The organism is Rhizobium sp. A22-96 (assembly GCF_053521805.1).
In genome coordinates, this window is record NZ_JBNWDQ010000001.1 from 738,019 (window position 1) to 764,297 (window position 26,279).

The 26,279-nt window shown below is 58.5% G+C and carries 24 protein-coding genes; 12 read left to right on the plus strand and 12 right to left on the minus strand.

What is annotated here, in order from left to right:
- Positions 1-132 precede the first annotated feature (132 nt).
- Positions 133-1,191 carry an isopenicillin N synthase family dioxygenase gene (locus ACQZ6F_RS03335; RefSeq protein WP_449092640.1) on the plus strand — a complete coding sequence of 353 codons (1,059 nt, stop codon included), beginning with the start codon at positions 133-135 and terminating at the stop codon, positions 1,189-1,191.
- Here ACQZ6F_RS03335 and ACQZ6F_RS03340 read toward each other — a convergent pair.
- Entirely contained in the window at positions 1,175-2,857 is a 1,683-nt protein-coding gene (locus tag ACQZ6F_RS03340) for an ABC transporter ATP-binding protein (RefSeq protein ID WP_449092641.1), read from the minus strand. The two genes, ACQZ6F_RS03335 and ACQZ6F_RS03340, sit on opposite strands and share 17 nt — an antisense overlap.
- A gap of 1,104 nt (positions 2,858-3,961) precedes the next feature.
- Between ACQZ6F_RS03340 and ACQZ6F_RS03345 the strand changes: the two genes are divergently transcribed.
- A complete protein-coding gene (locus tag ACQZ6F_RS03345) occupies positions 3,962-4,966 on the plus strand; it encodes a glycosyltransferase (RefSeq protein ID WP_449092642.1) in 1,005 nt (334 codons plus the stop codon).
- A 170-nt stretch (positions 4,967-5,136) separates the two neighbouring features.
- Here ACQZ6F_RS03345 and ACQZ6F_RS03350 read toward each other — a convergent pair whose 3' ends face one another.
- The gene (locus ACQZ6F_RS03350) at positions 5,137-5,388 is read right to left on the minus strand and encodes a DUF1344 domain-containing protein (RefSeq protein ID WP_449092643.1); all 252 of its coding nucleotides are present in this window, start codon (positions 5,386-5,388) and stop codon (positions 5,137-5,139) included.
- Between the two features lie 471 nt (positions 5,389-5,859).
- On the opposite strand from ACQZ6F_RS03350, the gene ACQZ6F_RS03355 reads away from it, so the two are divergent.
- The 7 genes from ACQZ6F_RS03355 to ACQZ6F_RS03385 all read left to right on the plus strand — a co-directional run bounded on the left by ACQZ6F_RS03355 (position 5,860) and on the right by ACQZ6F_RS03385 (position 13,373).
- Complete coding sequence (locus ACQZ6F_RS03355; RefSeq protein ID WP_449092644.1) at positions 5,860-6,822, plus strand: AraC family transcriptional regulator; 963 nt, start codon at positions 5,860-5,862, stop codon at positions 6,820-6,822.
- Between the two features lie 152 nt (positions 6,823-6,974).
- Positions 6,975-8,252 (plus strand): ABC transporter substrate-binding protein, encoded by a 1,278-nt coding sequence (locus ACQZ6F_RS03360; protein ID WP_449092645.1) that lies wholly within the window; start codon positions 6,975-6,977, stop codon positions 8,250-8,252.
- An 87-nt stretch (positions 8,253-8,339) separates the two neighbouring features.
- The gene (locus ACQZ6F_RS03365) at positions 8,340-9,206 is read left to right on the plus strand and encodes a carbohydrate ABC transporter permease (protein ID WP_449092646.1); all 867 of its coding nucleotides are present in this window, start codon (positions 8,340-8,342) and stop codon (positions 9,204-9,206) included.
- Positions 9,203-10,024 carry a carbohydrate ABC transporter permease gene (locus tag ACQZ6F_RS03370; protein WP_449092647.1) on the plus strand — a complete coding sequence of 274 codons (822 nt, stop codon included), beginning with the start codon at positions 9,203-9,205 and terminating at the stop codon, positions 10,022-10,024. Before ACQZ6F_RS03365 ends, ACQZ6F_RS03370 begins: the two co-directional genes overlap by 4 nt.
- Before the next feature lie 14 nt (positions 10,025-10,038).
- On the plus strand, positions 10,039-11,085 hold the full coding sequence (locus ACQZ6F_RS03375) for an NAD(P)-dependent alcohol dehydrogenase (RefSeq protein WP_068393576.1): 1,047 nt from the start codon (positions 10,039-10,041) through the stop codon (positions 11,083-11,085).
- A 1-nt stretch (position 11,086) separates the two neighbouring features.
- Positions 11,087-12,193, plus strand: a complete 1,107-nt coding sequence (locus ACQZ6F_RS03380; protein ID WP_449092648.1) for an ABC transporter ATP-binding protein — start codon at positions 11,087-11,089, stop codon at positions 12,191-12,193.
- 571 nt (positions 12,194-12,764) lie between these two features.
- Entirely contained in the window at positions 12,765-13,373 is a 609-nt protein-coding gene (locus tag ACQZ6F_RS03385; protein ID WP_449093127.1) for a L,D-transpeptidase, read from the plus strand.
- 83 nt (positions 13,374-13,456) lie between these two features.
- On the opposite strand, the gene ACQZ6F_RS03390 is transcribed toward ACQZ6F_RS03385, so the two are convergent.
- The gene (locus ACQZ6F_RS03390; RefSeq protein ID WP_449092649.1) at positions 13,457-14,347 is read right to left on the minus strand and encodes a heparin lyase I family protein; all 891 of its coding nucleotides are present in this window, start codon (positions 14,345-14,347) and stop codon (positions 13,457-13,459) included.
- A 412-nt stretch (positions 14,348-14,759) separates the two neighbouring features.
- Between ACQZ6F_RS03390 and serA the strand changes: the two genes are divergently transcribed.
- Positions 14,760-15,998, plus strand: coding sequence for a phosphoglycerate dehydrogenase (serA, locus tag ACQZ6F_RS03395; RefSeq protein WP_449092650.1), 1,239 nt, complete (start codon positions 14,760-14,762; stop codon positions 15,996-15,998).
- 11 nt (positions 15,999-16,009) lie between these two features.
- Here the strand turns inward: serA and ACQZ6F_RS03400 are convergent, their stop codons facing one another.
- Positions 16,010-16,402, minus strand: a complete 393-nt coding sequence (locus tag ACQZ6F_RS03400) for a hypothetical protein (RefSeq protein WP_449092651.1) — start codon at positions 16,400-16,402, stop codon at positions 16,010-16,012.
- A 169-nt stretch (positions 16,403-16,571) separates the two neighbouring features.
- Between ACQZ6F_RS03400 and ACQZ6F_RS03405 the strand changes: the two genes are divergently transcribed.
- Complete coding sequence (locus tag ACQZ6F_RS03405) at positions 16,572-17,189, plus strand: SMI1/KNR4 family protein (RefSeq protein WP_449092652.1); 618 nt, start codon at positions 16,572-16,574, stop codon at positions 17,187-17,189.
- A gap of 35 nt (positions 17,190-17,224) precedes the next feature.
- On the opposite strand, the gene ACQZ6F_RS03410 is transcribed toward ACQZ6F_RS03405, so the two are convergent.
- The 7 genes from ACQZ6F_RS03410 to ACQZ6F_RS03440 all read right to left on the minus strand — a co-directional run bounded on the left by ACQZ6F_RS03410 (position 17,225) and on the right by ACQZ6F_RS03440 (position 24,540).
- Positions 17,225-17,779 (minus strand): TonB-dependent receptor domain-containing protein, encoded by a 555-nt coding sequence (locus ACQZ6F_RS03410; protein ID WP_449093128.1) that lies wholly within the window; start codon positions 17,777-17,779, stop codon positions 17,225-17,227.
- Between the two features lie 131 nt (positions 17,780-17,910).
- Positions 17,911-18,033: a hypothetical protein gene (locus ACQZ6F_RS03415; protein ID WP_449092653.1), complete on the minus strand. Its 123-nt coding sequence runs from the start codon at positions 18,031-18,033 to the stop codon at positions 17,911-17,913.
- A gap of 177 nt (positions 18,034-18,210) precedes the next feature.
- Positions 18,211-19,329, minus strand: a complete 1,119-nt coding sequence (locus ACQZ6F_RS03420; protein ID WP_449092654.1) for a hypothetical protein — start codon at positions 19,327-19,329, stop codon at positions 18,211-18,213.
- Positions 19,330-19,485: 156 nt separating this feature from the next.
- Positions 19,486-20,607 carry an ABC transporter permease gene (locus tag ACQZ6F_RS03425; protein WP_449092655.1) on the minus strand — a complete coding sequence of 374 codons (1,122 nt, stop codon included), beginning with the start codon at positions 20,605-20,607 and terminating at the stop codon, positions 19,486-19,488.
- Positions 20,608-20,609: 2 nt separating this feature from the next.
- Positions 20,610-21,761 (minus strand): ABC transporter permease, encoded by a 1,152-nt coding sequence (locus ACQZ6F_RS03430; RefSeq protein WP_449092656.1) that lies wholly within the window; start codon positions 21,759-21,761, stop codon positions 20,610-20,612.
- Positions 21,758-23,518 carry an ATP-binding cassette domain-containing protein gene (locus ACQZ6F_RS03435; protein ID WP_449092657.1) on the minus strand — a complete coding sequence of 587 codons (1,761 nt, stop codon included), beginning with the start codon at positions 23,516-23,518 and terminating at the stop codon, positions 21,758-21,760. Before ACQZ6F_RS03435 ends, ACQZ6F_RS03430 begins: the two co-directional genes overlap by 4 nt.
- Positions 23,519-23,529: 11 nt before the next feature.
- Positions 23,530-24,540: an efflux RND transporter periplasmic adaptor subunit gene (locus tag ACQZ6F_RS03440; RefSeq protein WP_449092658.1), complete on the minus strand. Its 1,011-nt coding sequence runs from the start codon at positions 24,538-24,540 to the stop codon at positions 23,530-23,532.
- Between the two features lie 135 nt (positions 24,541-24,675).
- Here ACQZ6F_RS03440 and ACQZ6F_RS03445 point away from each other — a divergent pair, with 135 nt between their 5' ends.
- Positions 24,676-25,338 (plus strand): TetR/AcrR family transcriptional regulator, encoded by a 663-nt coding sequence (locus ACQZ6F_RS03445; RefSeq protein ID WP_449092659.1) that lies wholly within the window; start codon positions 24,676-24,678, stop codon positions 25,336-25,338.
- A gap of 18 nt (positions 25,339-25,356) precedes the next feature.
- On the opposite strand, the gene ACQZ6F_RS03450 is transcribed toward ACQZ6F_RS03445, so the two are convergent.
- Complete coding sequence (locus ACQZ6F_RS03450) at positions 25,357-26,277, minus strand: dihydrodipicolinate synthase family protein (protein ID WP_449092660.1); 921 nt, start codon at positions 26,275-26,277, stop codon at positions 25,357-25,359.
- Positions 26,278-26,279 lie beyond the last annotated feature (2 nt).

The following is a 26,279-nucleotide window of genomic DNA, read 5'->3' on the forward strand; positions in this document are numbered from 1 at the left end:
TCCCTGAGATCCGCAATCTTTGAGATGATCTTGTTTGCATCCGGAAATAATCGGCCATAGCGTCCCCTCAATCAGCAAGACGCATTCCGTCTTGCCCGGCTCAGCCACAAGATCCTGAGGGAGGAAACACCCGTGACCGTTCACACGACGCCGGCTGAAGCCGAAACATCGTTGCCGACCCTTGATCTCTCCCGCCTTCATGTTTCAGCCGAGGAGCGGCAAGCCTTCATCGCCGAGCTTCGCACGGTGCTCCACGACCATGGCTTCTTCTATCTGACCGGGCACGGCGTCGATCCGAAGTTGATTGAGGATGTCGTTGCGACGGCGAAGCGCTTCTTTTCCCTTCCCCTCGAAGAGAAGCTCAAGATCGAGATGGTGAAATCACCGCACTTCCGTGGCTACAACCGGGCCGGCCAGGAACGTACCCGCGGCGAACAGGATTGGCGCGAGCAGCTCGATATCAACACGGAAGACAAGCCAGCCGAGGTTGGCCCGGATACGCCTGCCTGGCGGCGCTTGCAGGGTCCCAACCAATGGCCCGAGACCCTGCCGGAGCTCAAACCGCTGCTGCTCGCCTATCAGGCTGAGGTCACGCGGATCGGCATTGATATTCTGAAGGCGATCGCCGCAGCCCTCGGCCAGCCGGAGAATGTCTTTGCCGACATATACCAGCCGCAGCCTTCCCAGCTTCTGAAAATCATTCGCTATCCGGGCCGCGACGTCGCCGAAACGGACCAGGGCGTCGGCGCCCACAAGGATGGCGGCTTCGTGACCGTGCTGCTTCAGGATACGACGCCCGGCTTGCGCGTGCGCACGGAAGATGGCGTGTGGATCAACGCGCCGCCGGTTCCCGGCACCTTCATCATCAACACCGGGGAATTGCTAGAGCTTGCGACCAACGGCTTCGTGCGCGCCGACGTGCACGATGTGATCGCACCGCCCGCGGGCGTCGAGCGATTTTCCGTGGCATTCTTCCTGGGCTCCCGCCCGGACGCCATAATCCCCGTCATCGAGTTGCCGGAAGACCTGAAACGCGCCGAGCGCGGCATTTCGGTCGATCCCCTCAATCCGATCTTCCGCGAAGTCGGCCAGAACCAGCTCAAGAGCCGGCTGCGTTCGCATCCGGATGTCGCCCGTGCTCATTATGCGGAGCTACTCGCTTCGGAACCGTCGGCTACGACTGCCCGGTAGGCAGCACTTCACCCAGCGTGCTCATATCCACCACCTTGTCGCTCGTCGCGATGACGGAGCGCCTGTGGGTGATGGCCAATACGGTGACATCGCGGGCAAGTGCGCGAATGTGCTCCATGATGTCACGCTCCGTTGCCTCGTCCAGTGCAGAACTTGCCTCGTCGAGAAAGAGGATGGCCGGATTGCCGTAGAGCGCGCGCGCAATGGCTATGCGCTGACGCTCGCCGCCGGAAAGCTTCAGGCCGCGCTCGCCGACCGTCGTTTCGAAACCATCGGGCAGCGCATCGACGAAGGGCAAGATCGCCGCCTTTTCGGCTGCAAGCTGCAGGCGCGCTTCATCTTTCGGACGACCAAGCAGAATATTTTCGGCCAGGCTTTCATTCAGCAGGATGGCATCCTGTGGCACGACGGCAATCGCCGAATACCAGTCAGCCCGGTCGATCGAGGCTATGTCGACCTCGTCGATGAGGATGCGCCCGGAATCCGGCTCGATCGATTTCAGCGCCAGCTTGAAGATGGTCGACTTGCCCGAGCCGGTTTCACCGACAAGAAATGTCATGCCGCCGCGTTGCGCCTCGAAACTGATCTCCTTCACGCCACGGCCGTTGTCATAGGCATGGCCGACGCGATCAAAAACGAGGCGACCGTTCTTCGTTACAAAGGATGTCGCCTGCGAAACCTGACGCTCCTCCGGCGCCTGCCACATTTCTGCCAATGGCGTGAGTGTCGAACGCGAACGCGCCACGTCGTCGATCGCATGAGCAATCATCTCGAACGGCATGTTGAGCTGCAGTAAAAGGGTATTGAACAGAACGATATCGCCAACCGTCACTTGGCCTGCGCTGTAGCGCGGCAGCAACAGCAGGAAGGTTACGGCAAACTGTACCGAGAGCGCTATTCCCAGCACGGCGATGTAACCGACTCGTTGCAGCACATAGCCACGCCAAGCATCCCGCACTTCCGCCGCCTTGGTTGCGAAGCGCCGCTTCATCCAGTCATGACTGCCGAAATGGCGCAGTGTTTCCATCGCATTCATAGCATTTCCCACGAAACGCGCATTTTCCTGACCGGCTTCAATCGCCTTGTCGAGGTAGACTCGGGCGCGGCGAACGGAAATCACGGTCAACGCAATGGTCATCGCGCCATAGAGTATGACGATGGTCATCACCTGCAGATCGATCAACGCGCCCAGCGTCACCAGTGTGAGCAAGATTTGCATGATACCGGGAATGAAGACGATAAGGCCAAGCTGAACGAGCATCGTCAACGCATTGCTTCCGCTCGAACTGGCGGTTTGAATTTCAGTCGGATTGTGCTCGATGAAGAAGACCGTGGTCTTCTTTAAAATACGCTCAAAGAAGCGAGTTTGCGCTATGAAACCAAGGTTTTCCGAACTCATGAACGAGAGGTATTGCATCATATGCTGGAGCGCCGCAGCAACGCCGACCAGTACCGCATAGATCACCAACCCCAACACGACGCCCATGACGGCACCATCCTGCGGCAAACGATCGATAATTCGCGAAAATATATAGGGCGCGGCGACGCTGCTGACGCTTGCGAGAAGCACCACCACGATGCCGATCAGAAGCATCCAGCGATCGGATTTCCAATAGGCCTTCAGAATTTCGGAAATGGGCTCAAGAACGCTGGTTTTTTCAGCCATCGAAATACCCTGATCTGTGAAATGGTGAGCTCGGCATGGAGCACCGGACTGTTTTCGGCGATCACGCAGAGGCTATTCGGAGTTGCGGGCACAACCTATATGCAGCAAAAATGTTTACCGCAACACTCATGAATTTTGCCGTGTTTCGAGTTCAAAAGGGCATTATCGGGAGCGATCCGACCTATGGCGGCTGCTGCCTTTGCACCATGCAACCTCGCCGCCGGATACTGTCAAAATAAGCGCATTTCCATTCGGCCCCTTTCCACCAGCAAAGGCTGAGCCGGCCCGGCAGTCAACATTCAATCGTCCACCTCCACACAACCTCCACATATAGCAAACACAAGCGTAACAATCTTCGGGTCATATCGTATTCGACAAAAAGCATGGGTTGTATCCGGCAAGCCCCGGCGGAGCCCATGCGTTTTCCTCCTTTCGATCTCGCCATGAAGGCGGGTAGCCAGGACATGCATCGATGCGGACTGCCCTTAGACCGACATGCCCGAGGGCTCATCTCCTCGCCTGGCTTCTTCTCGCCTCGATGGCCGGCATTGCCCACGCACGGGAAAGTGCGGAAGTGGCGACGCCCGCAGTCGGCGGCGTCAAGCTTGTCGCCCCCTTTATTCCCGTCGCAAACGAGCTTCCGGGCCACGCCGATCCTCGCCTGCTCATAGTGGGGCTTCGGAGCACGGAAGACCCTCCGCAGCACGCAAAGGCGGCGCAGCCGAAAGCCCATCAACGTTTGGCTCGACACATGCGCTTCGCAAGCAGAACACCGCGGCAAGCAGCGACCTGGCACAAGCCAACGCGGCTATGGCATTGGCGCAGGCGACGCTGGAAGAAACAATCCCAGCCTCCGCCACACCGAGGGACACGCTCCGACCAGAAGCTTCATCGAAGCGAAATCACTTTGGGGCTAGATCGTCGGGCCGACGCTGGCCTGTTTCGGGCCGAAATCAAAAACCTTGTTGCTGAATCAAGCGGTGGAAGCTTCTTCCCTGCCATGCAAAGAAGCTCCCCCCAGCACCATTGCCTGTCGCTACCTCGCCAAACCATGCGCCCCGCGGACTTCTCCGCACGGGCGGCACAACTGTGTAACCCTTGACCATGAATGACACTCTGAGCGAATGCTCACCGATCTACGATAGCCGCCGCATTTGTATCGGCACGATCACGCGCGGGAGGCCAGTGATGCTACGCGCGCTCCTGGCATCCTATGCCGAAATGCATAGTCCCCCGAATGCTCATTTGCATTTCATCATTGTCGAGAACAATGACAGCCCCACCTTGCAAGATATCATCGATGAATTTGACAAGCGGCTGCCGCAATGCACGATCCAGTACGAAATCGAGCCGCGTCTCGGTATCGCATTCGCACGCAATCACGTTCTGGAAGCCGCGCTCAGCGCCAATGGCCACCTGCTGACATTTGCCGACGATGACGAGGTCGTATCTAAAGACTGGCTTATCGAATTGCTTGCCGAGAGAGATGCCTCTCATCTCGATATTCTCGGATCTCCCGTCCGTTTTGCCTCCCCTTCGCCTGACATATCGATGTGGAGGAAAATGGTCTGGTCGGGAATGAACAAGGTAAACAGAAGCGGCGAGGCGAAAGCGCTGCGCAATCACAGCATCGGCAAATCTCACTGCATCAGGATTGCGACCGGGAGCTGGATGGCAAATCTGACATTTTTCCGCAATACGGGTTTGCGCTTCGACAATAGTCTCGGGCTATCTGGTGGTGAAGACTGGCAGCTCTGGTTGCAGGCGAAGAGACTGGGAGCAAAGACCGGATGGGCGCCGCGTGCCATTGTCTTTGAGACCGTTCCGATAGAACGGCTCACCCTGCGCTACCAATACCTGCGCAGTCGGGATCACAGCACTAACCTGATCAGCAAGAAATTGAAGGCCAAGCCGGCCATCGCGGCCGTCCATTTGGCCGGCTCGATCGCCGGCAGGATATTGAGGCTATCATTCTATGTTGTAGCCGCGCCATTCACCCGCGGGAACTCGCTTGTGCGAGCCGCATCATGCCTGGGCAGCATGGCGGGCCTTGTCCAGGCATGCCTTGGGCGGACTTCCGCGCACTATGACAGGATCCATGGATCGTAGAACGGTGCGGGAAAGTGAACCGGCTGTCCTGCGACCACAAAGGGCTTGGGATGCTGGCGAATGATAAACCGCCTGCATCCCATATTTTTCCGTGCACTCTATCGGGATCGGAGAGGGATCAATCCGTCAGCGCACGGTGTTGAATTACAAGCACCGTGCGCTTTCCCGCGCTACTTTATCGCGTCGATCTTCGAGACCACGGACTTTGTGCCTGCCTGATCGTATTTGATGGTAACCTTCTCGCCAATTTTCAGGCTATCAACCTTCTGGGTGACAGTAAGCCAATAAACTTTCCCATCGCTAAGAGTGATCGTTCGCTGCTTGGCATCGACGAATTTGATCTCGCCGGAAATGGTCGCAGCCGAAACCGCACTGGCCGCAAGAACAGTTGTCGTTGCTGCAATGATGAGTAGCTTTCGCATTCTTGTTGTCTCCTTGTTAACGAGCTTGCTAACAACAGACATGTAGCGTCACTGTGATGAGATAGCGTGGAGCCTCTGTGTAGTAAACGTGGATGTGTACACCCGTGATCGCCACCAACATTGATAATCATTACAGAACTGATCGCTGAGATACCAGCCGGCCATCTAAGTGACTGTTGCGCATTGTCACCATTCAGCGATTGAGGGAGATCAGCGACCTCAAGTCTCCAAACTGCAGGATCAGCCACGACAACGAGGTAGAGGCGGAAAATTCGAGTGGTCGGGATAGTTCTTGACCCGCCATGCGCGCGCGAACATCGATCGGCAAACAACAGATCTATCTGGATGTAGACGAGATCCTACTCGTGCAGTTAAATTATCACCTACTCGAGGGTATAGGCGACTTTGCTTGCGGCGGAGAGCGGAAAGACAGATGGATTGCTCAGCCAACAGCCCCGACCGGAAACCGTAATGCTGAAAAACGCGGGACCAGAGACGGCAAGGCGGATGGGTAGCGGAAAAAACGCATCGCTCACGGGCGATCTGGCGACCTTCGAGCACATCGTCACCGACGTCAACGAGACATTTCTCTGGCGAATGGACGACTATCCATGGGCAAGAAACGTCTGGAACTTTCATCCAGAGATCGAGATACATCTCCTGAGGAAGACACGCGGATTGGCATTCGTCGGCGATCATATCGGCGAATTCGATCCGGGCTATCTGACAATCGTCGGCCCCAATCTTCCGCATGACTGGGTGACCACGACCGAACCCGGAGAGATTATTCAAGGCAGGGATATCGTGATCCAGTTCGACCCCGCTCGGCTCCGGGCCATCACCCAGGCAATGCCGGAGTTCAATCAGCTCGAAGACTTCTTTCGCCGCACCGAACGCGGCCTTGTTTTCACAGGCAACACGCGAAAGGAGGGCGGCGAACTGATCGAGCGGATGGGGCATCTTAAAGGCTTTGCCCGCCTGTCTCTTTTCATCACCCTGCTCGAATTGCTGTCGTCCTCGAACGAGTACGAGATCCTGTCGTCATTGGAGTTTGCCCCCAAGCTCGACGCCGAGAGGCTGGACGTCCTTCAGCGATCTCTCATCTATATTTTCGAGCATCTGGCCTCCGACATTCACATCGGCGAATTGGCCGAACTGGCAGGAATGAGCGAAAGTGCATTTTCCCGGTTCTTCAAAAAGAACACCGGCAACAATTTTACGGATCACGTCAACAAGCTCCGGGTTTGGCAGGCCTGCAAATTGCTGTCCGAAACCGATATGCCAATCACGGATATCTGCTTCGAAGTCGGCTATCTCAACATCTCCAACTTCAACAGAACATTCCTTCGCCAACACAAGGTTACGCCATCGGCATATCGAAAGCTGACCAGCCAAAGACGGCCGGTTCGTACGATGAATAGCCAATCCAATTAGCGCATTAAAGTATAGAATCTTTGCATGACGCACGCTAGCAGCGCGTGTCAGGCTCCGTACTATTTGTGCCGGCGATCAATATCGCTTCGGAGGAGCAGATCGGATCGGGACATCCGCTATCTGCACAGTGGACCTTTAGGGGAGGAATTTCGATGAGAACCATGAAATCGCTCGTTTCGAGCATCGCGATCGCATGCGCATTCTTCGGCGCTGCAACATCATTCACATATGCAGCACAATGCTCAGGCACCATTCGCGTCCTAGCTCAGCCGCGCGACGGCCTGACCTTGCTGGAGCAATACAAGGATGAATTCAGCAAGCTGAGCGGCGGCGCCAGCTTCCAGATCGACTATCTCAACGAGAACGACCGTCGTGCCAAAACCAAGGCCGACGCTTCGACGATCGGCAAGTACAATGTGTACTATGTTGACGAAGCCAATGTTGCACTCTTCGCATCGTCCGGCTGGGTCGTGCCGCTGCTGGATTATTATCCGAAGGACTATGACTACGCCGATTTCGATCCGGGCCGGCAGAAGATTGCGACCTACGACGGCAAGGTCTGGTTCGCGCCGGTAACCGGTGGCGGTGACCTGATGATCTACCGCAAGGATTTGCTCGATGCGGCCGGCATTCAGCCACCGAAGACGCTCGACGAGTATATTGCCGCGGTCAAGAAGCTCAATCAGCCGGACAAAGGTATCTACGGAACGGCATTGCGCGGTCAGCGCGGTTCGGGCGCCAACGTCTGGCGCTGGATGCCGTTCTTCAAGGGCTTCGGCGGCCAGTGGTTTGACGGCAAGACACCGACCTTCGACAGCGATGCCGCCGTGAAGGCGACGCAGACCTATCTGGAGCTTTTCAAGTATTCCGCGCCGGGAAGCCAGACCGGCAGCTGGGATGAGGCCGTTGGCGCCTTTACCTCCGGACAGGTCGCGATCCTGATCGAGTCGACGCCGCTGGTCGGCATGGCGCTCGACAAGAAATCCTCGCAGGTCGCCGACAAGATCGGCTATCTGCCGCCACCGGCACCGTTGACCGGCGGCGGTTATGGCCACGGTCTTGCGATCGGCACGAAGGCCAACAAGGACGAGGCTTCGAAGCAGTGTGCGGGCCTGTTCATCGCCTGGGCGACATCCAAGGAGAATGAGGAGCGTCGTCTTGATGCGGGTCAGTTCAGCGAACTTAATCGCACGAGCATCATGACGAGCAAGAAATTCGCCGACACCTACGGACCGGCGCTTGGACAAGCCCTTGCAGACACCGGCAAGGTGACCGCCGTCAACTTCTGGCAGAGCCCACAATGGCCGGATCTCGGCGACCGCTGGGGCATCATCCTGGAAGAGCTGATCACGGGCACGCGCACCGATATCAAGGGCGGTCTCGACGAACTCAACGACTTCGCCAAGGATCTGGTGGCCCGCAACCAATAGCACTGCGATCTCCCTCTCCCGTCCCGATGGGTGTTTCACCCATCGGGCTTTCCGTCCATCGGTGCGAAGGCCGCCGGAAGGTAAGTCATGAAAAACAAACGTATATTGCTACCGGCTGTCTTTTTGACGCCCGCCATGATCATCCTGGCCATATTGGCGTTCGTGCCGACGGTCTATGCGATCGTTATCTCGCTCGAGGATCGCGAACTCAGCAGGCCGGACGGCCGGTTCGTCGGCCTTGCGAACTATCTGTCGCTCTTTTCCGATCGGCGCTTTCTCAATGCCATTCAGGTATCGCTTACGTGGGAAGTGCTGACAGTCGCGCTGACCCTCGTCATCTCTGTCGGCCTCGGCATCCTTCTGTTTGAATGCACGACACCGAGAACGCGCAATCTGCTGTCGCTGCTCTTCCTCATCCCGGTCATCCTGCCCCGTGTTTCGGCGGCCTTTGTCTGGAAGTTCGCCTTCCATCCGCTCTATGGGATCATCACCTATCCGTACAAGGCAATCACGGGTCAGCCTTTGGACCTGCTTTCGAACGCTGCCACTGCGCTTGGCACGGTTGCACTGGTCGATGTCTGGCAATGGGGCCTCTTCTTTTCCGTCATCGTCCTCAAGCTCCTCGAAACTCTCCCGCCGCAGCCGTTTGAAGCCGCTCGCCTCGATCACGCGCGCAGCTGGGAAGTCTATGCTTATGTCGCCTTGCCGATGCTGAAGGCGCCGCTCATCTCGCTTGCATTCATTAAAATGATCGAGTCGCTGCGTGCCTTCGACCTGATCTATGTGATGACGCGCGGCGGTCCGGGCATCTCGACCGAGACCCTGGATATGTATGCCTTTTCTCAGGGCTTCATCGAATCCGGTCGCATTTCCTACGCGTCGAGCATGGCGGTCCTGATGATGATCGCGACATCCGTGGCATTCACCTTTATCTGGAAGAGGGCGAAGATATGAGCAATCGTCGCACGGGCCGTCTTGTCGGCAAGCTCATCCTGGCATTGGCAGCACTGTCGGCCGTTTTCCCGCTATTCTGGACAACGCTCAACGCGTTCAAGAACCGCGTCGACATCGTCACTCCGACACCGCTCTTCTTCTTCACGCCGACGCTCGACAATTTCGCCTATGTGCTGGGGCGCGACAGCGTCTTTGCCGGCCTGACGAACTCGGTGCTGATCTCGGGCATTTCCGTGCTCATCGGCACGATCCTCGGGCTGCCAGCGGCTTATGCAATCGCGCGTTATCCGAACCGCTGGTCGAAGGATATCCAGTTCTTCGTCCTGTCGCTCCGCTTCCTGCCGCCGGTTGCCGTCGCCATTCCGCTGATGGTGATCTGGCTGGATTTCGGCTTCTACGATACCAGGCTGTCGATGATCGTCACCTACACGCTGCTGACGCTCGCGACCATCATCTGGCTTAGTGTTCCGGCCTTTGCACGCGTACCGAAAGAGGTCGAGGAGGCCGGGCGCGTCGATGGCTACGGTCCCTTCGCCATCTTTTTCCGCATCGCGCTGCCGATTGCCTCGCGATCCCTGATCGGCGCGATCGCCTTCGCTTTCGTCCTCGTGTGGAACGAGTTCCTGATTGCGCTCATGCTGACGACCTCCGATGCCAAGACCCTGCCGATCGTCGCATCCGAGCTTACCCAGCTCGGCCGCGATGTTCCCTGGGGCATTCTCAACGCATCGGTCGTTCTTCTGTCCATTCCCCCGCTGCTCTTCATCGGAGTGCTGAGCGGGCTGCTCAACAGCGCCTTCAAGCGCAAGTCATCTTAAAGAGGATTATCGAAATGGAAGCTCTCGTTCTCGAGCAAAAGGGCCAGCTATCCCTGAGGGAGATCGACCTGCCGCTCGAACTCGGCCCAGGCGACGTCAAGATCAAGATCCACACCGTCGGCATTTGCGGCAGCGATGTTCACTATTACACCCATGGCGCCATCGGCTCCTTCGTGGTGCGCGAGCCGATGGTGCTCGGCCACGAGGCCGCCGGCACGGTCGTTGAAGTCGGCAGGAATGTCACGAACCTACAGCCGGGCGATCGTGTCTGCATGGAGCCCGGCATACCCGATCTGTCCTCCCGCGCCTCGAAGCTCGGCATCTACAATGTCGATCCGAGTGTCCGTTTTTGGGCGACGCCGCCAATCCATGGCGTCCTCACGCCCTTTGTCGTTCATCCCGCTGCCTTCACCTACAAGCTACCGGACAATGTAACCTTCGCCGAAGGCGCGATGGTCGAGCCGTTTGCGATCGGCATGCAGGCCGCCGCACGGGCACGGATCGTTCCCGGTGACGTCGCGGCCGTCATTGGCTGCGGTCCCATCGGCATCATGGTGGCTCTTGCGGCACTCGCCGGCGGCTGCAGCCGCGTCTACATCTCCGACTTCAGCGCCGAAAAGCTCGCAATCGCAGGCCGATACCCGGGGATCATTCCCGTCAATATAGGCAAGCAATCCCTGAACGATGTCATTCAATCCTCTACCGAGGGCTGGGGGGCGGATATCGTCTTTGAAGCCAGCGGCAGCCCGAAGGCCTATAATGGCCTGTTCGATCTCGTTCGTCCGGGCGGCGCGCTGGTTATGGTCGGCCTGCCGGTAGAGCCTGTGGTCTTCGACGTTTCCGGAGCAATCGCCAGGGAAGTCCGGATCGAGACCGTTTTCCGCTATGCAAACATTTTCGATCGCGCCCTCCAGCTCATTGCCTCGGGCAAGGTCGACCTGAACCCGCTCATCACCGAAACCTTCAAATTCAGCGACAGCATTGGGGCATTCGAGCGTGCGGCCTCTGGAAGACCCACTGATGTCAAGCTGCAGATCGTGATGGAAAGCGAGGGGAACTGAGATGTCGAATATCGTCTGTGCCAATATCGACAAGAGCTATGGCGCCATCAACGTCATCAAGAACTTCAATCTCGACGTCTCGGATCGCGAATTCATCGTCTTTCTCGGCCCCTCCGGATGCGGAAAATCCACTTTGCTGAGGATGATTGCCGGACTTGAGGAGATCTCCGGTGGCACGGTGTCGATCGGCGGCAAAGAGGTCAACGACCTCGAACCACGCGACAGGGGAGTGGCGATGGTCTTTCAGAACTATGCGCTTTACCCCCACATGACCATCTACGACAACATCGCCTTCGGCCTCAAGCGGATGAAGGTGCCGAAGGACCAGATCGACGAGCGCATCAAGGCCGTCTCGGCAACCCTCGGCTTGGAGCCCTATCTCGCCCGCAAGCCGGCGGAACTATCCGGCGGACAGCAACAGCGCGTGGCGATCGCGCGCGCCATGATCAAGACACCGAAGGTCTTCCTCTTCGACGAGCCGCTCTCCAATCTCGACGCCAAGCTCAGACATCACATGCGGGTGGAGATCGCGAGACTGCATCAAAAGCTCCAGACGACAACCGTCTATGTCACCCACGATCAACTCGAAGCCATGACGCTCGCCGACAGGATCGTGCTGATGCGGGCCGGCGCAATCGAACAGGTCGGCACGCCCGCCGAGATCTATGAAAAGCCCCGCACCCTCTTCGTTGCCGGCTTCATCGGCACGCCGAACATGAACTTCCTCAACGTCGTCATACATCAGGTGGAAGACGGCTGGCTTCTTGTCGGAGACGGCATCAATTTCAGGATCGAGGGCCACGGCTTCCGGCTGCAGCATGGCCAGAAGGCAACCCTCGGCATCCGGCCAGCCGATCTTCTGGTCTCGAACGGGACCGATGTGAATGTTTTGTCCGGAACCGCAAACCTGATCGAATTTCACGGCAATGACGCGCTGATTACCTTCACCCACGGCGATATCGAGATAGGAGCCCTCGTCAAGGCTTCTAGCCGTGCAAAACCGGGAGATCAGGTCAGCTTCTCACTCCTGGAATCGCGACTACATCTTTTCGATGCGCAGAGCGGTGTAAGTCTGAGAGAAGACGATGCTGAAGGAGCAACCTTGTGAGCTCAAGGCTGCAGACCGCTTCTGGAACGAACACAGCTTCGTCTTCTGCAAGTCTGACGGACTGCTCTGCCACGGAAAGGGGCACCCGTTGCCTTCGACAGCTGGACCGACCATGCGACCGATCTGACCGTCATTGGCGAAAGAAGCGTCAGTAAACATGGGGGAAGGCGGCAACCCCGCCTTCCCGCCAATGACCGTCTCGATCTGACCCTTCTCGCCATTTTGGCGTTCGCCCGATCAAGCAACGAAAAGCCAAATACTCCGAAAGCCATAAAATCTCAGCTCCAAAGCAGTATTGCCACAATTACGCCTGCCGTTTCCGGAATTGTCGGCGGCACATACCCCGTCGAGGCGGGGCGCAGACCCGTGCGTTCTTCGGGAAATTGGTTGTGACATGAAGACTGTGAAATTGGTTCTTTTGCCCGTTCTGGCCGTACTGATGACAGGCGTCTCGGTACATGCTCAGGAATGGAGATATCTGCCTGACTATGGCGACGAGCCGGATTATGGTTATGCACCTCCCCGCTATCTGCGTCAGGCGCCGCCGCCGCGCTATCGCGATGATCCGCGTTTGAACGATGACTATTATTACCGGGGCGATCGCTACGGCTATTATGACGACGAAGACGACGATTTCCCGCCGCCGCCCCGTTCACAGCGGCGAGGCTCGATCGGTTCGGGCGCGGCGTCTCCCCAGCTCAATTCCGGCCTCAAGGATGACAGGCGGGCGAGCCTGGCGCAGTCGCCCATTCCGCGAAAGGTTGTCCCCTTCTCCGGCTACGACCCCGGCACGATCGTTATTTCCACCAAGGAAAAGCGTCTCTACCTTGTGCTCGGCGATGGAACCGCCGTCAAATACGGTATCGGTGTCGGCAAGCAGGGTTTTGCGTGGAAAGGCACGGAGACGATCAGCCGCAAGGCGGAGTGGCCGAGCTGGACGCCGCCCAAGGAAATGATCGCGCGCCGGCCGGAGCTACCTGACCATATGGAGGGCGGCCTCAACAATCCTCTTGGAGCAAGAGCGCTTTATCTCGGCTCCACCCTCTACCGCATCCACGGCACCAACGAGCCGAACTCGATCGGCAAGGCGGTATCCTCCGGCTGCATCCGCATGGCAAATCCTGATGTGATGGACCTCTATGGCCGGGTCGGCGTGGGTACCAAGGTCGTGGTACTTTGATAGCGCCCCGGCGCTGCCGGGGACTGCCAATCCGGAAAGGTCACGCCGATTTCGCGCAAGATGTCGAAACCAGCCCGTGATACTCACTTGGCCGATACAGTTGATTTCGACCAAGCGGGATCACTGGACGGATCCGTCGACCAGAACTGAATATCCGCGAAGTCGATGGATTGCACCACATCAGGCAGAGTATCCCGATAGATCCCAAAACGCGGTTGAGTGTCGATGAAGGGGTGGCCGTCCTGATCCCGCATACCATGATCGAGAAAGCCAAGGCGTCCTGTATAGGAGATGTCGCAGTCGCGGCCGTTGAGATGGACCTGTAAGGCGCTTTCTCCCTCCGTCAGACTGGGTTTGAGCATCACGTTCACATCATTCCATTCACCCAGATTCAGGTGCCATGGCCCGCAGATTATCCGGGATTGACCGGCATTGCAGTCAGCGCTTCCCCTCACCTTGGCGACGAAGTTCGCGCCCGTCTCCGTCGGTATGGCTTCTATCTTGAAGAGCGGGTTCGCCGCCTGGCACATTCCGAGAGGTTTTGTCTCCTCAGTCGGAATATTCTGCTTCACCTGATGGATGACGGTGCGGTTACCGAGCCCTCGCCAGGGAGCTTCAAGCCGAAAGGCAAAGTGATACCAGGTCGGCCTGTCGAATTTGATGACCTGCTTCTTGATCTGGATTTCCACCCGTTCGGTCGGCGCATCGCCTACACTCTGGTCGGGGGCGTCTCCAGGATGCACGGTGATACGCAATATCGGCCTGGCAGGAGGAGAAAGATCGCAAACGATACGCGATCTCCAGAGAGCAGGATCCAGCCTGCTGCTGATCTTCCAAAGCTTCGATGGATGCTCGCTGTCGGCGGCACATAGGTCGGCAAAGCTGCCCGAGAGCGTGGACGTCGCATCCTGTGCCAAGGCCTCTGATCCATTCGAGGCGCCCAGGCATAATAAAACGAAGGCAAGCTGCAGCATCTTCAGGGGCATCATCATCAACCTTTTCCGGGAGAGAATGCGGGGTCTGCAAAGTGGTGGCTTCAGCCAGCTTTCTTGGACGACTCTCTGGTCGTGAAGCCTCGAATCCAGCTCTACCGGCCATGAAATACAAGTCAAGGGGCGCTTCAATTGGCCTGTTTATGGCAGGCATTGTGGGGGTGGATAGATTGAAGCCACGCGATCGGGAGATCACAATTCCCTCCCAGGGCAAATCCACCAGCTGCGCGCCCATGATCAAGGTGACGGGGCCCAAAGAGCATGTTCGCCGCCGGACTTGAGTTTGCTCTTGCACTGCCCGCCGGATGGTCGCAAAACGTTTTGAAATACCTGTTAGTACTACCGCCCCCAGGCGACCTTGGCCTTGTCGAATTCGAGACCCGAAAGCAATTCAATGACCATCCAACTTTCTCTTCCGCGCGATCGAATTTCCGTGCTTCTGCTCGAAGGCATCAGCCAGAGCGCCGTGGACTACTTTTCGTCGTCCGGTTACGTCAACCTCACGCACTTGCCAAAGGCGCTTGATGACAAGGATCTCAAAAACCTCATCGCCGAGGCGCATATTATCGGAATTCGCTCACGCACCCAGCTGACGGAGGAAATTTTCAACTCCGCCAGAAAGCTCATGGCGGTCGGTTGCTTTTCTGTAGGGACAAATCAGGTCGATCTGGATGCGGCCCGCCGACGCGGGATCCCGGTTTTCAATGCGCCCTATTCGAACACGCGCTCCGTCGCCGAGCTTGTGATCGGCGAGATCATCATGCTGACAAGGCGGATTTTCCCGCGGTCGACTTCGGCCCATGAAGGCGGCTGGGACAAGTCTGCCGAAGGCAGCCGCGAGATGCGTGGAAAGACGCTCGGCATCGTGGGCTACGGCAATATCGGTTCGCAGCTCAGCGTTCTTGCGGAAAGCATGGGCATGAACGTGCGCTACTTCGACCCCTCGGACAAGCTTCGCCACGGCAACTCCGAATCGATGGCGACACTCGGTGAGCTGCTCGAAATCTCGGACTTCGTGACGATGCACGTTCCGGAGACCAGCTCGACACAGAACATGATCACGGAGATCGAGTTGCGCCGCATGAAGAAGGGCGCCATTTTCATCAACAACTCCCGCGGGACCGTCGTCGACCTCGATGCACTTGCGAAGGTTCTGAAAGACGGTCATCTCGCAGGCGCGGCTGTGGACGTGTTTCCGAAGGAGCCGGCATCAAATAACGAGCGCTTCGAAACGCCGCTGCAGGGGTTGAACAATGTAATTCTCACGCCGCATATCGGCGGATCGACTGAAGAAGCCCAGGAGCGCATCGGAAGGGAAGTCTCCCGGAAGCTCGTGGAGTATTCCGACATCGGCTCGACACTGGGCGCCGTCAACTTTCCCCAGGTTCAGCTGCCGCCACGCTCGAACGGCACGCGTTTCATCCATGTTCATGAAAATCGTCCTGGCATGCTGAACAGTCTGAACACGATCTTTTCGTCCCGCTCGCTCAATATCGTCGGTGAGTTCCTGCAGACCTATGGCGAAACAGGCTATGTGGTCATCGAAGCCGAAGGCGTCGGCCAGACGGCGGACGAGATCTTGGATGCGCTTCGCAAAATTCCGGGCACTGTGAGAGCTCGGTTGCTCTACTGACGCCGGCGGATCTAACGCCGAGGATGATCGGGAACCTGCCATGCTGTCGGTAGATCGGCAAAATTGCCCCATCGCTCCCATTGGAGATCGTATCGACCATTGGGACGGGATGCCAAACCCCACTGCGGCGGATCGGGCCAGCCAAACCAGACGTTTTCGATCAGCAGTAAATCCTCACCGCCTGATGAGGCTATGAACTCGACCTCAGCTGAAACGAACCAATCCTTTCGGTGGCCGAAAATGCCATCGGAAGGAAAGCGTTTCCATGGGACTGGCTGCCATTTGATCGGCATCATCGCACGCTCACGAAATGCCCGCCTTTGAGCGTCCGCGGCGCTGGCGGCCATTTCCCAGGGATCAGGCTCCCATCCAGGCGTGAACTCATCTTGTCGATAAAGGCTCATGCTCCCAATCACAATTTGAACGGTGTCACTTCGCTCTTTGCAAAGAAGCGGTTTGCGAAACCATATTTATCCCAACCATGCGCCAGGTGGAAATCATGTGTTTCCCTCAATGTGTAGAGGCGGATATTAGTGATAACCGGGGATCTAGAACCACACGCTGCCGAACGGCTTGAACAATTTCCTTTATGCTGATGAACTCGTACAAACGAGAGCCGCAACCACGAGGACAGATATGATCTTTGCAGACTATGTCGAGGCTTTACGGCGCGTTTATTCCAAGCATGACGCCCATCTCAATCTTGCCGAGGGCAATGCGGAGACGGCGCTGGCAGAAGCAGAAGCGCGGCTTGACTTCGCCCTGGATCCCGACTTGCGTGAGGCATGGCGCATAGCTGACGGCAGTGAACATGAAGTGCGTGTTTTTCTAAGGCCGGACTTTCTGACAGGATACGATTTTCTGTCTCTGACTTCCGCCCAAAAGGCGCGAGCCGGTATGGAACGCGTATCCCCTCAGTATGCCGGATATTCCGAACCCTCACTCCGCGACCCACGCATCCGCGACGGCTGGTTTCAGCGCGGATGGCTTCCGTTTGCTGCCTTCGGCGGCAACTCGCTCCTGTTGATCCAGGATTATACCCCCACCGAGAAAGGGAAGATCGGGCAGATCATTGCCTTCACGCATGACCCCGATGAGATCAGCTACGTAGCGCCGGACTTCCGCACCTTTCTCAAGCTTTCGCTGCAGGCCATCAAGGACGATCCCGAAGAGTTCCTTGAGCTGTTTTAGAGCCGCAGTGAAAGGCCACTCGAATGCGACAGCGATCAGAACTTGACGCTCGCCGTCAGCACAGCGCTGAAGGGCTCGCCGATCTGGTTGCCGAGATTGGTCGATCCGATGGAGGAGGTGTAGTAGGTCTTGTTGAGGATGTTTTTCAGATTGAGCTGCAGCGTCAGCGGGCGTTCCATCCGGAAGGCGTAGGCGGCAAAGGCGTCAGCCACGACATAACCGGGCAGAAAATAGGCGTTGGTGTTGATGCCGGCGCGCTTGCCGGCTCCCCGCGCACCAAGGCCAACCTTCAGCGTATTGCCGTTGCCACCGACTTCGCCGAAATCATAGGTAAAGAACAGTGAGCCGGTATGACGCGGCACGTTGACGGGCCATTTGCCGGCGTAAGTCGGATCTTCGCGCACCTTGGCGTCGGTGAAGCCGTAGCCGGCAATCATGCTTAACTCGTCGGTCAATTCGCCCGCAACATCCACTTCCACACCCCGGGCGCGCACGAGGCCAGCAGTCTGGATATAGGTCTCGCCGTTGATGACTTCGGAATAGGCGACATTCTTCCTGTCGCTGGTGTAGAGCGCAACATTGGCCGTCAGCCCGTGCCGATCTCGAACTTGCTGCCGGCCTCGTAGGACACTCCCTCCTACGGCGTCAGCTTATAGACAATGCCGCCGCTCGGTACCCACTTGCTGCTATTGCTATCCGTATTGGTGACGAAGGGCCGCCCCTAGCCGGCCATCAGGTCATAATACTGATAGCGCAGGCCGCCGACGAGAATCCATTGGTCGGTCAGATGCAGGGAATCCTGCATGTAGGCCGAGGCGGTGGAAATGATCTCCGCCGACGACATATGAGATCGAGGTCTGTCGGTAAGCTGGGCGCAGTTCCGTCATTTGCCTTCCCTACAATGTAAAGCGTTGTAAAGGGCCCTTATTGCCTCACACAAGGCTTGCCTGGCATCATCAAGTTGATGGTAAATCCATATATTTGTCCCGGCACATTCACGCAGCCGAATACGGACTCGTTATCATTGCCTGGAGCCGGAGACCGTACGCTGCCAGCCATCGACCGGATGCGCGTTCTCAGCAACAATATGGCATGTCTTACCGCTTTTTTTCTCGCAATAGGCCTGCGCTCGCCGGCGGGCATCCTCGATGGAGCGAAGGCCGTACCACCAATAAAAGCCGGTGCCATCCTCAGCCATGGCCGCGGCTTTCTCGGTCACTTGCTTCAGGTAAAGCTCTGCGCTTGCGCGATCGACAGGCGTCAGCGCGGAAATCAAGGGCGCCAATTCGTCTTGGTTCATCGCGGGCAGATGATTGCGTCGCAGGAAGTCGTCAATCCTGGGTTCAAGCAATGGATTTGCGTTCCATTTGTACAATGTATGCCCATCCTGCCCGAAAGGCGGAAGCCCGACGAAATCGACGTTTCCACCCTCTGAACGATATCCGGCCAACAGTCGCTGAGCGAGATCCGGCCCGAAATAAGGATCATTGGCAGCGTAGAACCAGAGCGTCGGTGTCGGATTGTTGCGACCGAACCCGGTGAAGTCCCGCACAAGATCATCCTGGAAGAGCGAGCAATTGGGATCGGCCACCCCCACCGTCGTATAGTGATACACACCGCCGGAAATATTGATGACGGCCGTCAGCGGCCGGTCCGCGCGTCCCGCAAGATCGAGCATGGAAGCCCCGCCGATCGATATGCCGAAACCCAGCGTTACGGACGGATCGACATCCGTGCGCGTGCGAAGCGTCTTCAATGCCGCGGCAAGCTCATCGCCATGCGCGTCGAGAAACATGGAAACATTGGGCCTATAACAGTCTCCCGCTTTGTTCATGAAGGTTCCGGTGGACCGACCGTAACCAGGCCAGACGACCGATGCGGCAATCCAGCCCCGATGCGCAAAATCATGCGCGATATGCGCCAGCCACTCGGGATGCATCTCGGATGGATTGGCCCCGGCCGATCCGTTGACGATCAACACGAGCGGAAACCTGTCACCATCAACCGGCCGAACAACCAGCGTTTCAAGCTGTAATTTCTTGGAGCCGATCTGGATCGGCAGTGAAAGATTTTCTTCCTTCACCCGATCGGCGGCGCCAGCTTGCTGGAGGGACAGGAGCAGGCCAACAGAAGCCAACATGATCCACCGCCAGAACTGCATATCCGAACACTCCGCAATGAATACATTTCGCTGCTATGACGCCGCAATCTGGCAGGCTTTTCCAAAGATGCTGGCGTCAATGCCGCAGTCCGCCTCTTAGCACGAGGCGACGCGGGTTGGCAGTTCCGCATGTCCTTAATTCAATCGATGCCGGAACATCCATGCAGCGACCGGCATGGTCACGGCGGCTATCGCAACCAGCGCCAGCATGTCGGGTAGCAACGCATTCAGCCCGGCACCTTCGAGATAAACCCCACGGGTGATGTTGATCGCATATTTCAGCGGATTGATCATCGTCGCATATTGCAAGACCTCCGGCATGTTGTCGGTCGGAGACATCAGCCCGGACAGCAGCATGAATGGCATCAGGAAGACGAAACAGAGGATCATCGCCTGCTGCATGTTGGCGGCAATGGATGACAGGAACAAGCCGAAGCCTATGGCGGCGGCAAGGAAGAGGCTGAGCCCGAGATAGAGCGTCAGGAACGAGCCGGCAAACGGGATCCGGAACCAGAACAACGCCACCAGCAAGATAGTGGATGCCTGGGTGATGCCGACGATCATCGAGGGCACGGCCTTGCCGATCATGATCTCGGTCGGGGTGAAGGGTGCCACAAGCAGCTGGTCGAAGGTCCCCTCCTCACGCTCGCGGGCGACGGACATGGCGGTCAGCATCATCGTCATCAGCATGGTGATCGTTCCGATCAGCGAGGGAACCATGCTCCATCGCGTTTCCAGCTGCGGATTGTACCATGCGCGGGTCGTGACCCTGACGGCACTGCCGGAACCTCCCTTCCGTGCAAGCCAGTCGGATGTAAAATCGCCGACGATGGTATTGACGTAGCCTTGCGCTATGCCGCTGGTGTTGGAATTCCGGCCATCCGCGACGACCTGCACAGTGCCGGGGGTGCCGGCTTCCAATTGCCGCTCGAAATCATGCTCGATGACGATGATCAGGACGGCCTGTTTGGTGTCGAGCAGCCTGACGGCCTGACCCGTCTGCGTCAGCGTCGCCACTCTTTCGAAGATGCCGGACCCTTCGAGCTTCGCGACGAGGTTTCTCGATGTCGCCGTCCTGTCCTGGTCCACGAGCGCATAGGGGACGTTGTTGAGATCGTAGGTCGCGGCATAGCCGAAGATCAGGCATTGCAAGATCGGCGGGACGACAAGGCTCGCCCGGCTTCGCGGATCCTTCAGGATCACGAGCAATTCCTTACGGATCAGGGTCAGGATGCGCAGAAGCGACGCGATGAACATGGCTATGCGATCCTCTTGCGGGTCATGCGGACGGCGAGTGCCAGGAGCCCTGTCGCCATGCCGGCGAGCACCGCCGCGTTGGGCAGGATGACGCTCCAGATGTTGCCGGCCAGAAACAGGGTTTGCAGCAGAGTGACGAAGTACCGGCCGGGGAAGATGTAGGTGATGATCTGCACCGCCAAGGGCATGCTCCTCGGATCGAACATGAAGCCCGAGAGCATCATGGCTGGCAGGAAGGTGGCGAGAACGGTAATCTGGCTGGCGATGAACTGGCTCTTGGTGATCGAGGATATGGCAAGACCGAGCCCCAACGCGACCAGAAGATAGAGCATGGATACAACTGTGAGCACCAGCAGCGATCCCCGAAGCGGAACGCCGAAGAGGAGCCGGCTGCCGACGACGCAGAGCGCCAGGCCCGCCAGCCCGAGCACAAAATAAGGAACCGTCTTGCCGAGCAGGATTTCGGTCGAGCGCACCGGTGTTACGAACAGCGCCTCGAAGGTGCCGCGCTCCCATTCCCGCGCCATGACGAGGGCGGTGAGAAGCGCGCCGATCAGCGTCATGACGAGAACGACCAGACCCGGGACGAGGAAATAGCTGCTGTCATTGGCTTCGTTGAACCAAAGCCGGGATTGGATCGTCACGCCGCTGCCGGTGGATGCCCCCTGGCGCGATGCTTCCTTCGCGGCCCAGACGCCGACCGCTGCTTCCGCATAGCTGAGCGAGATACGGGCGGTGTTGGCATCGCTGCCGTTGACGACAACCTGGACCTCGCCATTGCCCACGGCGGCGTTACGAGCAAAGTCGGAAGGGATCCGCACGATCGCCCTTGCCTGCGATGAGAGAAGCATTGCTTCGGCCTCGGCCATCGTCTTGACGGGCTTCGGAGAAAAATAGCTGGAGAGTTCGAAGGCGGATGCGAGCCCGCGTGCCTCGGCCGAATTCTCCTCCATGACGATGGCAACGGGAACATTCTTGACGTCGAGATTGATGCCGTATCCGAACAGGATCAGCAGCGCCACGGGCATAACAATGCCGATCGCGATGCTGCTCGGGTCGCGCAAGAGCTGCCAGGTCTCCTTGCGGATGAGCGCGCGGATGCGGCGCAAGGCCGCGCGCAATCCTTGGCCAGGATGTTTGACGGGTTCGCTCATGCCGCCTTCTCCGCTTGTCTGTGGCGTTCCTTCTCGACGATCGCGATGAACGCCTCCTCCATGGTCGCTGCCGTCTCGCCATTCGCACCCGCATGGGCGCGAATTTCGACCGGCGTTCCCTCCGCCAGGTTGCGACCGGCGTCGAGGATGATGATCCGGTCGCAATACTCGGCTTCTTCCATGAAGTGCGTCGTGACGATGATGGTGACCCCCTGCTCGGACAGGGCGGTGATCCGCCCCCAGAATTGCCGCCTGGCGAGTGGATCGGCGCCGCTTGTCGCCTCGTCGAGAAAGAGAATATCCGGCTCGTGCAGCAGGGCGGCGGCAAGCGCCAGCCGCTGCTTGAACCCGCCGGGCAACTGCCCGCTCGGCAATCTTGAAAACTGGGCCAGTTCGAACTGGTTCTTCAGGGAGTCGATCCTCTCCTTCCTGTGCTTGCCGCGCAGTCCATAGGCGCTTGCGAAGAACTCCAGGTTTTCATCGACGCTGAGCTGCCCATAGAGCGAAAATTTCTGCGCGACATAGCCCAGCCGCTCTCTCGCCTTCGCGCCTGCCGTCAGCAAGTCGGAGCCGGCGACCATCAGGGTGCCGCTGCTAGCGGGAAGCAGGCCGCAGAGCATCCGGAATGTGGTGCTTTTGCCGGCACCGTTCGGACCGAGCAGACCGTAGACCTCGCCCTTGCGGACACTGAAGCTGACATGGTCGACGGCGGTGAAATCCCCGAACTTGCGGACGAGGTCGCGAACCTGCACAATCGTTTCGTCGCCGCTTCGCCTCTCTGTGTGCTGACTGACATGCGTCTGGCGCTCTCCATCACCGGCAACGGCAGCAAACAGCATCATGAAGGCATCTTCGAACCGCGGCGCGACGCTTTCGGTGTCGAGCTTCTCGCTATCCAGCTGCAGCGGCTCGTCCTTCTGGTCCGGCTTGCGCACGATCCGGACGCGCCCAGCTTCGGGGACGGCATCGACAATACCAGGCAATGCGAAGAGGCGAGCCTGCAGGGATCTTGCGGCCATGCCCTCGGGGGTATCGACCATGAAGCAGCATCCCTCTGCCTTCGCCGTGATCTCGGCCGGCGGTCCCTGATCGAGGATCTTTCCCGCATGCATCAGCACGGCATGTTCGCAGCGCTCGGCTTCGTCGAGATAAGAGGTCGCCACGATCACCGACAGCCCGTCCTCCTTTATGAGCCTGAAGACGATGTCCCAGAGCTCACGCCGGGATAGCGGATCGACACCCACTGTGGGTTCGTCGAGAAGCAGCAGTTCAGGCGCGCGCACCAGAGTGCAGGCAAGACCAAGCTTCTGCTTCATGCCACCGGACAATTTTCCCGCCGGCCTTTGCTTGAAACGCCCAAGCTGCGTCATCTCGAAAAGGCGTGGATAGGTTTCGTTGCGCTGGGATTGCGTGACGCCATGTAGGTCGGCGTAGAGATCGAGGTTCTCTTGAACACTCAGATCTTCGTAGAGGCCGAACTTCTGCGGCATGTAGCCGATGCGGTCCTGGACATGTTGCGGCTCCTTGGCTATGTCGACGCCGATTACCTCTAAACTACCGCCATCCGGCGCGATGAGGCCGCAGGCCAGGCGCAGCAATGTTGTCTTGCCGGCGCCATCCGGACCGACGAGCGCCGTCAATGCCCGTTTTCGGACGTCGAGCGAGACATCGGCAAGCGCTTCCACCGTTTCCCCGGTGTCCCGGCGAAACGTCTTGCGGAGATTGCGTGCGATTACCGAGAGATCGCTGTCGCTCATTGCGTCCTCGCCTATAGCTGCTGCGCGGTGGCAAGGTGTGCCTGCTCGCCCGGAAGCGGCGTCACGGTTGCCGGCATCCCCAGGCGCAGCATATTGTTGGGATCGTCGACGAAGACCCTGACCTCATACACAAGGCTGGTGCGCAGCTCCTCCGTCTGCACCGATTTCGGCGTGAACTCGGCAACCGAGGAAATGAAGCCGACCCATCCAGGGATCGTTTGCCCCGGAAGCGAATCCACCGTCACGGAGGCTTTCATGCCGGGGCGAAGCATGCCGAGCTGGGTTTCGGAGACATAGGCGCGCACCCATTTCGGGCTGATGGTCGCAAGCGAGAAGGCAGCCCGGGTCGGTGAGGCCATCTCGCCGGGTTCGATCAGCCTGGATTGCACGATCGCATCGACAGGCGCCTTGAGCTCGGCATCGGCGAGTTGCTGATTCAGCAGCGAGACATTGGCTTCGGCCGCATGCAGCTGCGCTTCCGCCTCGTCAATATCTTCCATGCGAGAGCCAACAACGAGCAGGTCCAGCGCCTTCTGGTTGGAGACGACCTTCGCGTCGGCAACGGCGGCCGCCGAGCGGGCCTCGTCCAGAGCCTGCTGGCTGACAACGGCCTTCGGCGCGAGTGCGTTCTGGCGTTCGAACTGGGCGCGGGCATTGACCGCCTCAGCCTTGGCGGATTCGAGATTGGCGCGCCCCTGGGCGATCTCTTCGGGACGGCTGCCGTTCTTCAGACGCGCCAGATTGGCGCGCTGGCTTGCCGCCTGCGCCTCGGCCTGAGCAACCTGCGGCTGGAGACGGCTGGTATCCAGCCTGGCAACTATCTGGCCTTTCTTGACTTGTGCGCCTTCTTCGACAAGGACTTCGGCAACGCGTTCGCTGCCGTTGAAGGCTAGGGTAAGCTGCCGGAAGTCGACGTTTCCATAGAGAACGAGTGCGTTAGAACCGTCGTCCCGATGGAGATACCACCAGGTACCGCCGGCTGCGGCGATCACGAGGATCAAGATGACTAAGACGCGCTGCATGGTTTATTTGAACTCCAAACGAGATGCCGGCTCTAGTGAGGCGAACGACGACCTAAAATCGATGCATGCCCGATTATAGCACTTGTGAAATTCAAATTTCAATTTAATATTTGAGTGAATGGAAAGGCAGAGAGAATGGTCGAGAGCAACAGACGATCATCGCGCTCCAGGGATCGGCAGGACGGCGCGGCAACGCGGATGAGCCTGCTCGAGGCAGGAGGCGCCGTCTTCGCCGAGCTCGGATTCGACCGTGCGACGGCAAAGGAAATTGCTCTTAGGGCCGGTACGAATGCCGCGGCGATCAACTACCACTTCGGTGGCATCGAGGCTCTATATGAAGACGTCCTTGCCGAAGGCCATCGCCGCCTCATGAGCTACGAGGTGCTTGCTCACGCGGTGGCAGCGGATATTGCCGCAGAGGAAAAATTGCGCCGGCTCATTGGCCTGCTGGTCAAGGTCGTGCGAGCCAACAGCGAGAATTCCTGGCCGGCGAAGGTGATCGTCCGCGAACTCATTGCGCCAACACCCCATATCGACAAGCTCCGTCGTGAAGAGATAGAGCCGAAGAAAGCATTGCTGTTCGGTGTCATCGCCGAGATCATCGGCGTCACCCCGGATCACCCGTTAGTCGCACAGGCCGCCCTTTCCACGATGGCGCCGTGCTTCATGCTGCTCGTGGCCGAGAAACGCGTATCCGAAATCATTCCGGCACTCGGCAAGGAAGTGACGACCGATGAGGAGCTGGCGGACCGGCTGGTTCGCTTCACCCTCGGCGGTATCAGTCGGCTTTCGTCATGAGTGGCCTAAGCCAGAACCTTAGAGCTTGAATGCATCCCCCGATCCCTGCCAGTCGCGAAGCAAGGCGAACAACTCGTCGCGATCCTTCTGGTCGAGGTGCGGCAAGCCCGGAACGCGGACGGGGCCGACATCAAGGCCCGAATATGTGACGGCTTCCTTGACGACGGTGACGTTGGCGCCGTTGCGGAATTTGGTACGCATGCGCTCGAAGGGCTCGAGCTTGTTGACGATCGCGCGGGCGCCAGCGAAATCACCCTGAGCCAAGGCAGCATGCACGGCAAGCGACAGCTTCGGTGCGACGTTGACGAGACCGGAGGTGAAGCCGCGTGCGCCGGCCGCTGCAAAACTCGGCGCCCAGCTTTCCGCAAGGCCACAGACGAAGAGCGCACCGTTCGGATCGGAAGCAGCAATCGCCTTCGAAAGCAGCATCAGATCCGTCGTGGCAAATTTGATGCCAACGATGTTGCCGTGACTGGCAAGGCGAACCATATCGTCGACGCCGAAACCATCGGCCCTGACATAGGCGACCAGTGGCAGCGGCGAAGCTTCCGCGAGGCTCCTGAAATAATCGATCTGCGAAGCCGGTGCTGCGAAAGGGTCCACCGGCTGATGTGACATCACGGCGGTCGCGCCGATCGCTTTGGCGTCATTGGCCATGCCGATCGCCTCGCGCAGCGAGCGGCCGATCGCCGCCGTCACCGGCGCCTTGCCGTCGACACCCGATATTGCAGCTTCATGGACGCGGCGGATTTCTTCCGGCGTCAGGGCATAGAACTCGCCGGTATTTCCCGCCGCGACGATATTGTGAATGCCGGCTGCGGCCACTCGCCCGTAAACCTGAGCCGTTACGCGTGGCTCCACTTCGCCGTTTGCATCATAGGCGGTTACCGGAACGCCGGATACGCCGGTCAAAGCCTGGCGCATGGTTTCAACACTCATCG

What these genes read in the sequence shown, in the direction of transcription:
- ACQZ6F_RS03425 (WP_449092655.1), bottom strand. Translation starts at nt 20,607, where the DNA reads ATGTTCATCGCGTCGCTTCTGCGCATCCTGACCCTGATCCGTAAGGAA.
- ACQZ6F_RS03345 (WP_449092642.1), top strand. Translation starts at nt 3,962, where the DNA reads ATGAATGACACTCTGAGCGAATGCTCACCGATCTACGATAGCCGCCGC.
- ACQZ6F_RS03360 (WP_449092645.1), top strand. Translation starts at nt 6,975, where the DNA reads ATGAGAACCATGAAATCGCTCGTTTCGAGCATCGCGATCGCATGCGCA.
- ACQZ6F_RS03340 (WP_449092641.1), bottom strand. Translation starts at nt 2,857, where the DNA reads ATGGCTGAAAAAACCAGCGTTCTTGAGCCCATTTCCGAAATTCTGAAG.
- ACQZ6F_RS03415 (WP_449092653.1), bottom strand. Translation starts at nt 18,033, where the DNA reads ATGTCGTCGGCGGAGATCATTTCCACCGCCTCGGCCTACATGCAGGAT.
- ACQZ6F_RS03370 (WP_449092647.1), top strand. Translation starts at nt 9,203, where the DNA reads ATGAGCAATCGTCGCACGGGCCGTCTTGTCGGCAAGCTCATCCTGGCA.
- ACQZ6F_RS03420 (WP_449092654.1), bottom strand. Translation starts at nt 19,329, where the DNA reads ATGTTGGCTTCTGTTGGCCTGCTCCTGTCCCTCCAGCAAGCTGGCGCC.
- serA (WP_449092650.1), top strand. Translation starts at nt 14,760, where the DNA reads ATGACCATCCAACTTTCTCTTCCGCGCGATCGAATTTCCGTGCTTCTG.
- ACQZ6F_RS03450 (WP_449092660.1), bottom strand. Translation starts at nt 26,277, where the DNA reads ATGAGTGTTGAAACCATGCGCCAGGCTTTGACCGGCGTATCCGGCGTT.
- ACQZ6F_RS03365 (WP_449092646.1), top strand. Translation starts at nt 8,340, where the DNA reads ATGAAAAACAAACGTATATTGCTACCGGCTGTCTTTTTGACGCCCGCC.
- ACQZ6F_RS03355 (WP_449092644.1), top strand. Translation starts at nt 5,860, where the DNA reads ATGCTGAAAAACGCGGGACCAGAGACGGCAAGGCGGATGGGTAGCGGA.
- ACQZ6F_RS03435 (WP_449092657.1), bottom strand. Translation starts at nt 23,518, where the DNA reads ATGAGCGACAGCGATCTCTCGGTAATCGCACGCAATCTCCGCAAGACG.
- ACQZ6F_RS03440 (WP_449092658.1), bottom strand. Translation starts at nt 24,540, where the DNA reads ATGCAGCGCGTCTTAGTCATCTTGATCCTCGTGATCGCCGCAGCCGGC.
- ACQZ6F_RS03350 (WP_449092643.1), bottom strand. Translation starts at nt 5,388, where the DNA reads ATGCGAAAGCTACTCATCATTGCAGCAACGACAACTGTTCTTGCGGCC.
- ACQZ6F_RS03445 (WP_449092659.1), top strand. Translation starts at nt 24,676, where the DNA reads ATGGTCGAGAGCAACAGACGATCATCGCGCTCCAGGGATCGGCAGGAC.
- ACQZ6F_RS03380 (WP_449092648.1), top strand. Translation starts at nt 11,087, where the DNA reads ATGTCGAATATCGTCTGTGCCAATATCGACAAGAGCTATGGCGCCATC.
- ACQZ6F_RS03400 (WP_449092651.1), bottom strand. Translation starts at nt 16,402, where the DNA reads ATGAGCCTTTATCGACAAGATGAGTTCACGCCTGGATGGGAGCCTGAT.
- ACQZ6F_RS03375 (WP_068393576.1), top strand. Translation starts at nt 10,039, where the DNA reads ATGGAAGCTCTCGTTCTCGAGCAAAAGGGCCAGCTATCCCTGAGGGAG.
- ACQZ6F_RS03430 (WP_449092656.1), bottom strand. Translation starts at nt 21,761, where the DNA reads ATGAGCGAACCCGTCAAACATCCTGGCCAAGGATTGCGCGCGGCCTTG.
- ACQZ6F_RS03390 (WP_449092649.1), bottom strand. Translation starts at nt 14,347, where the DNA reads ATGCTGCAGCTTGCCTTCGTTTTATTATGCCTGGGCGCCTCGAATGGA.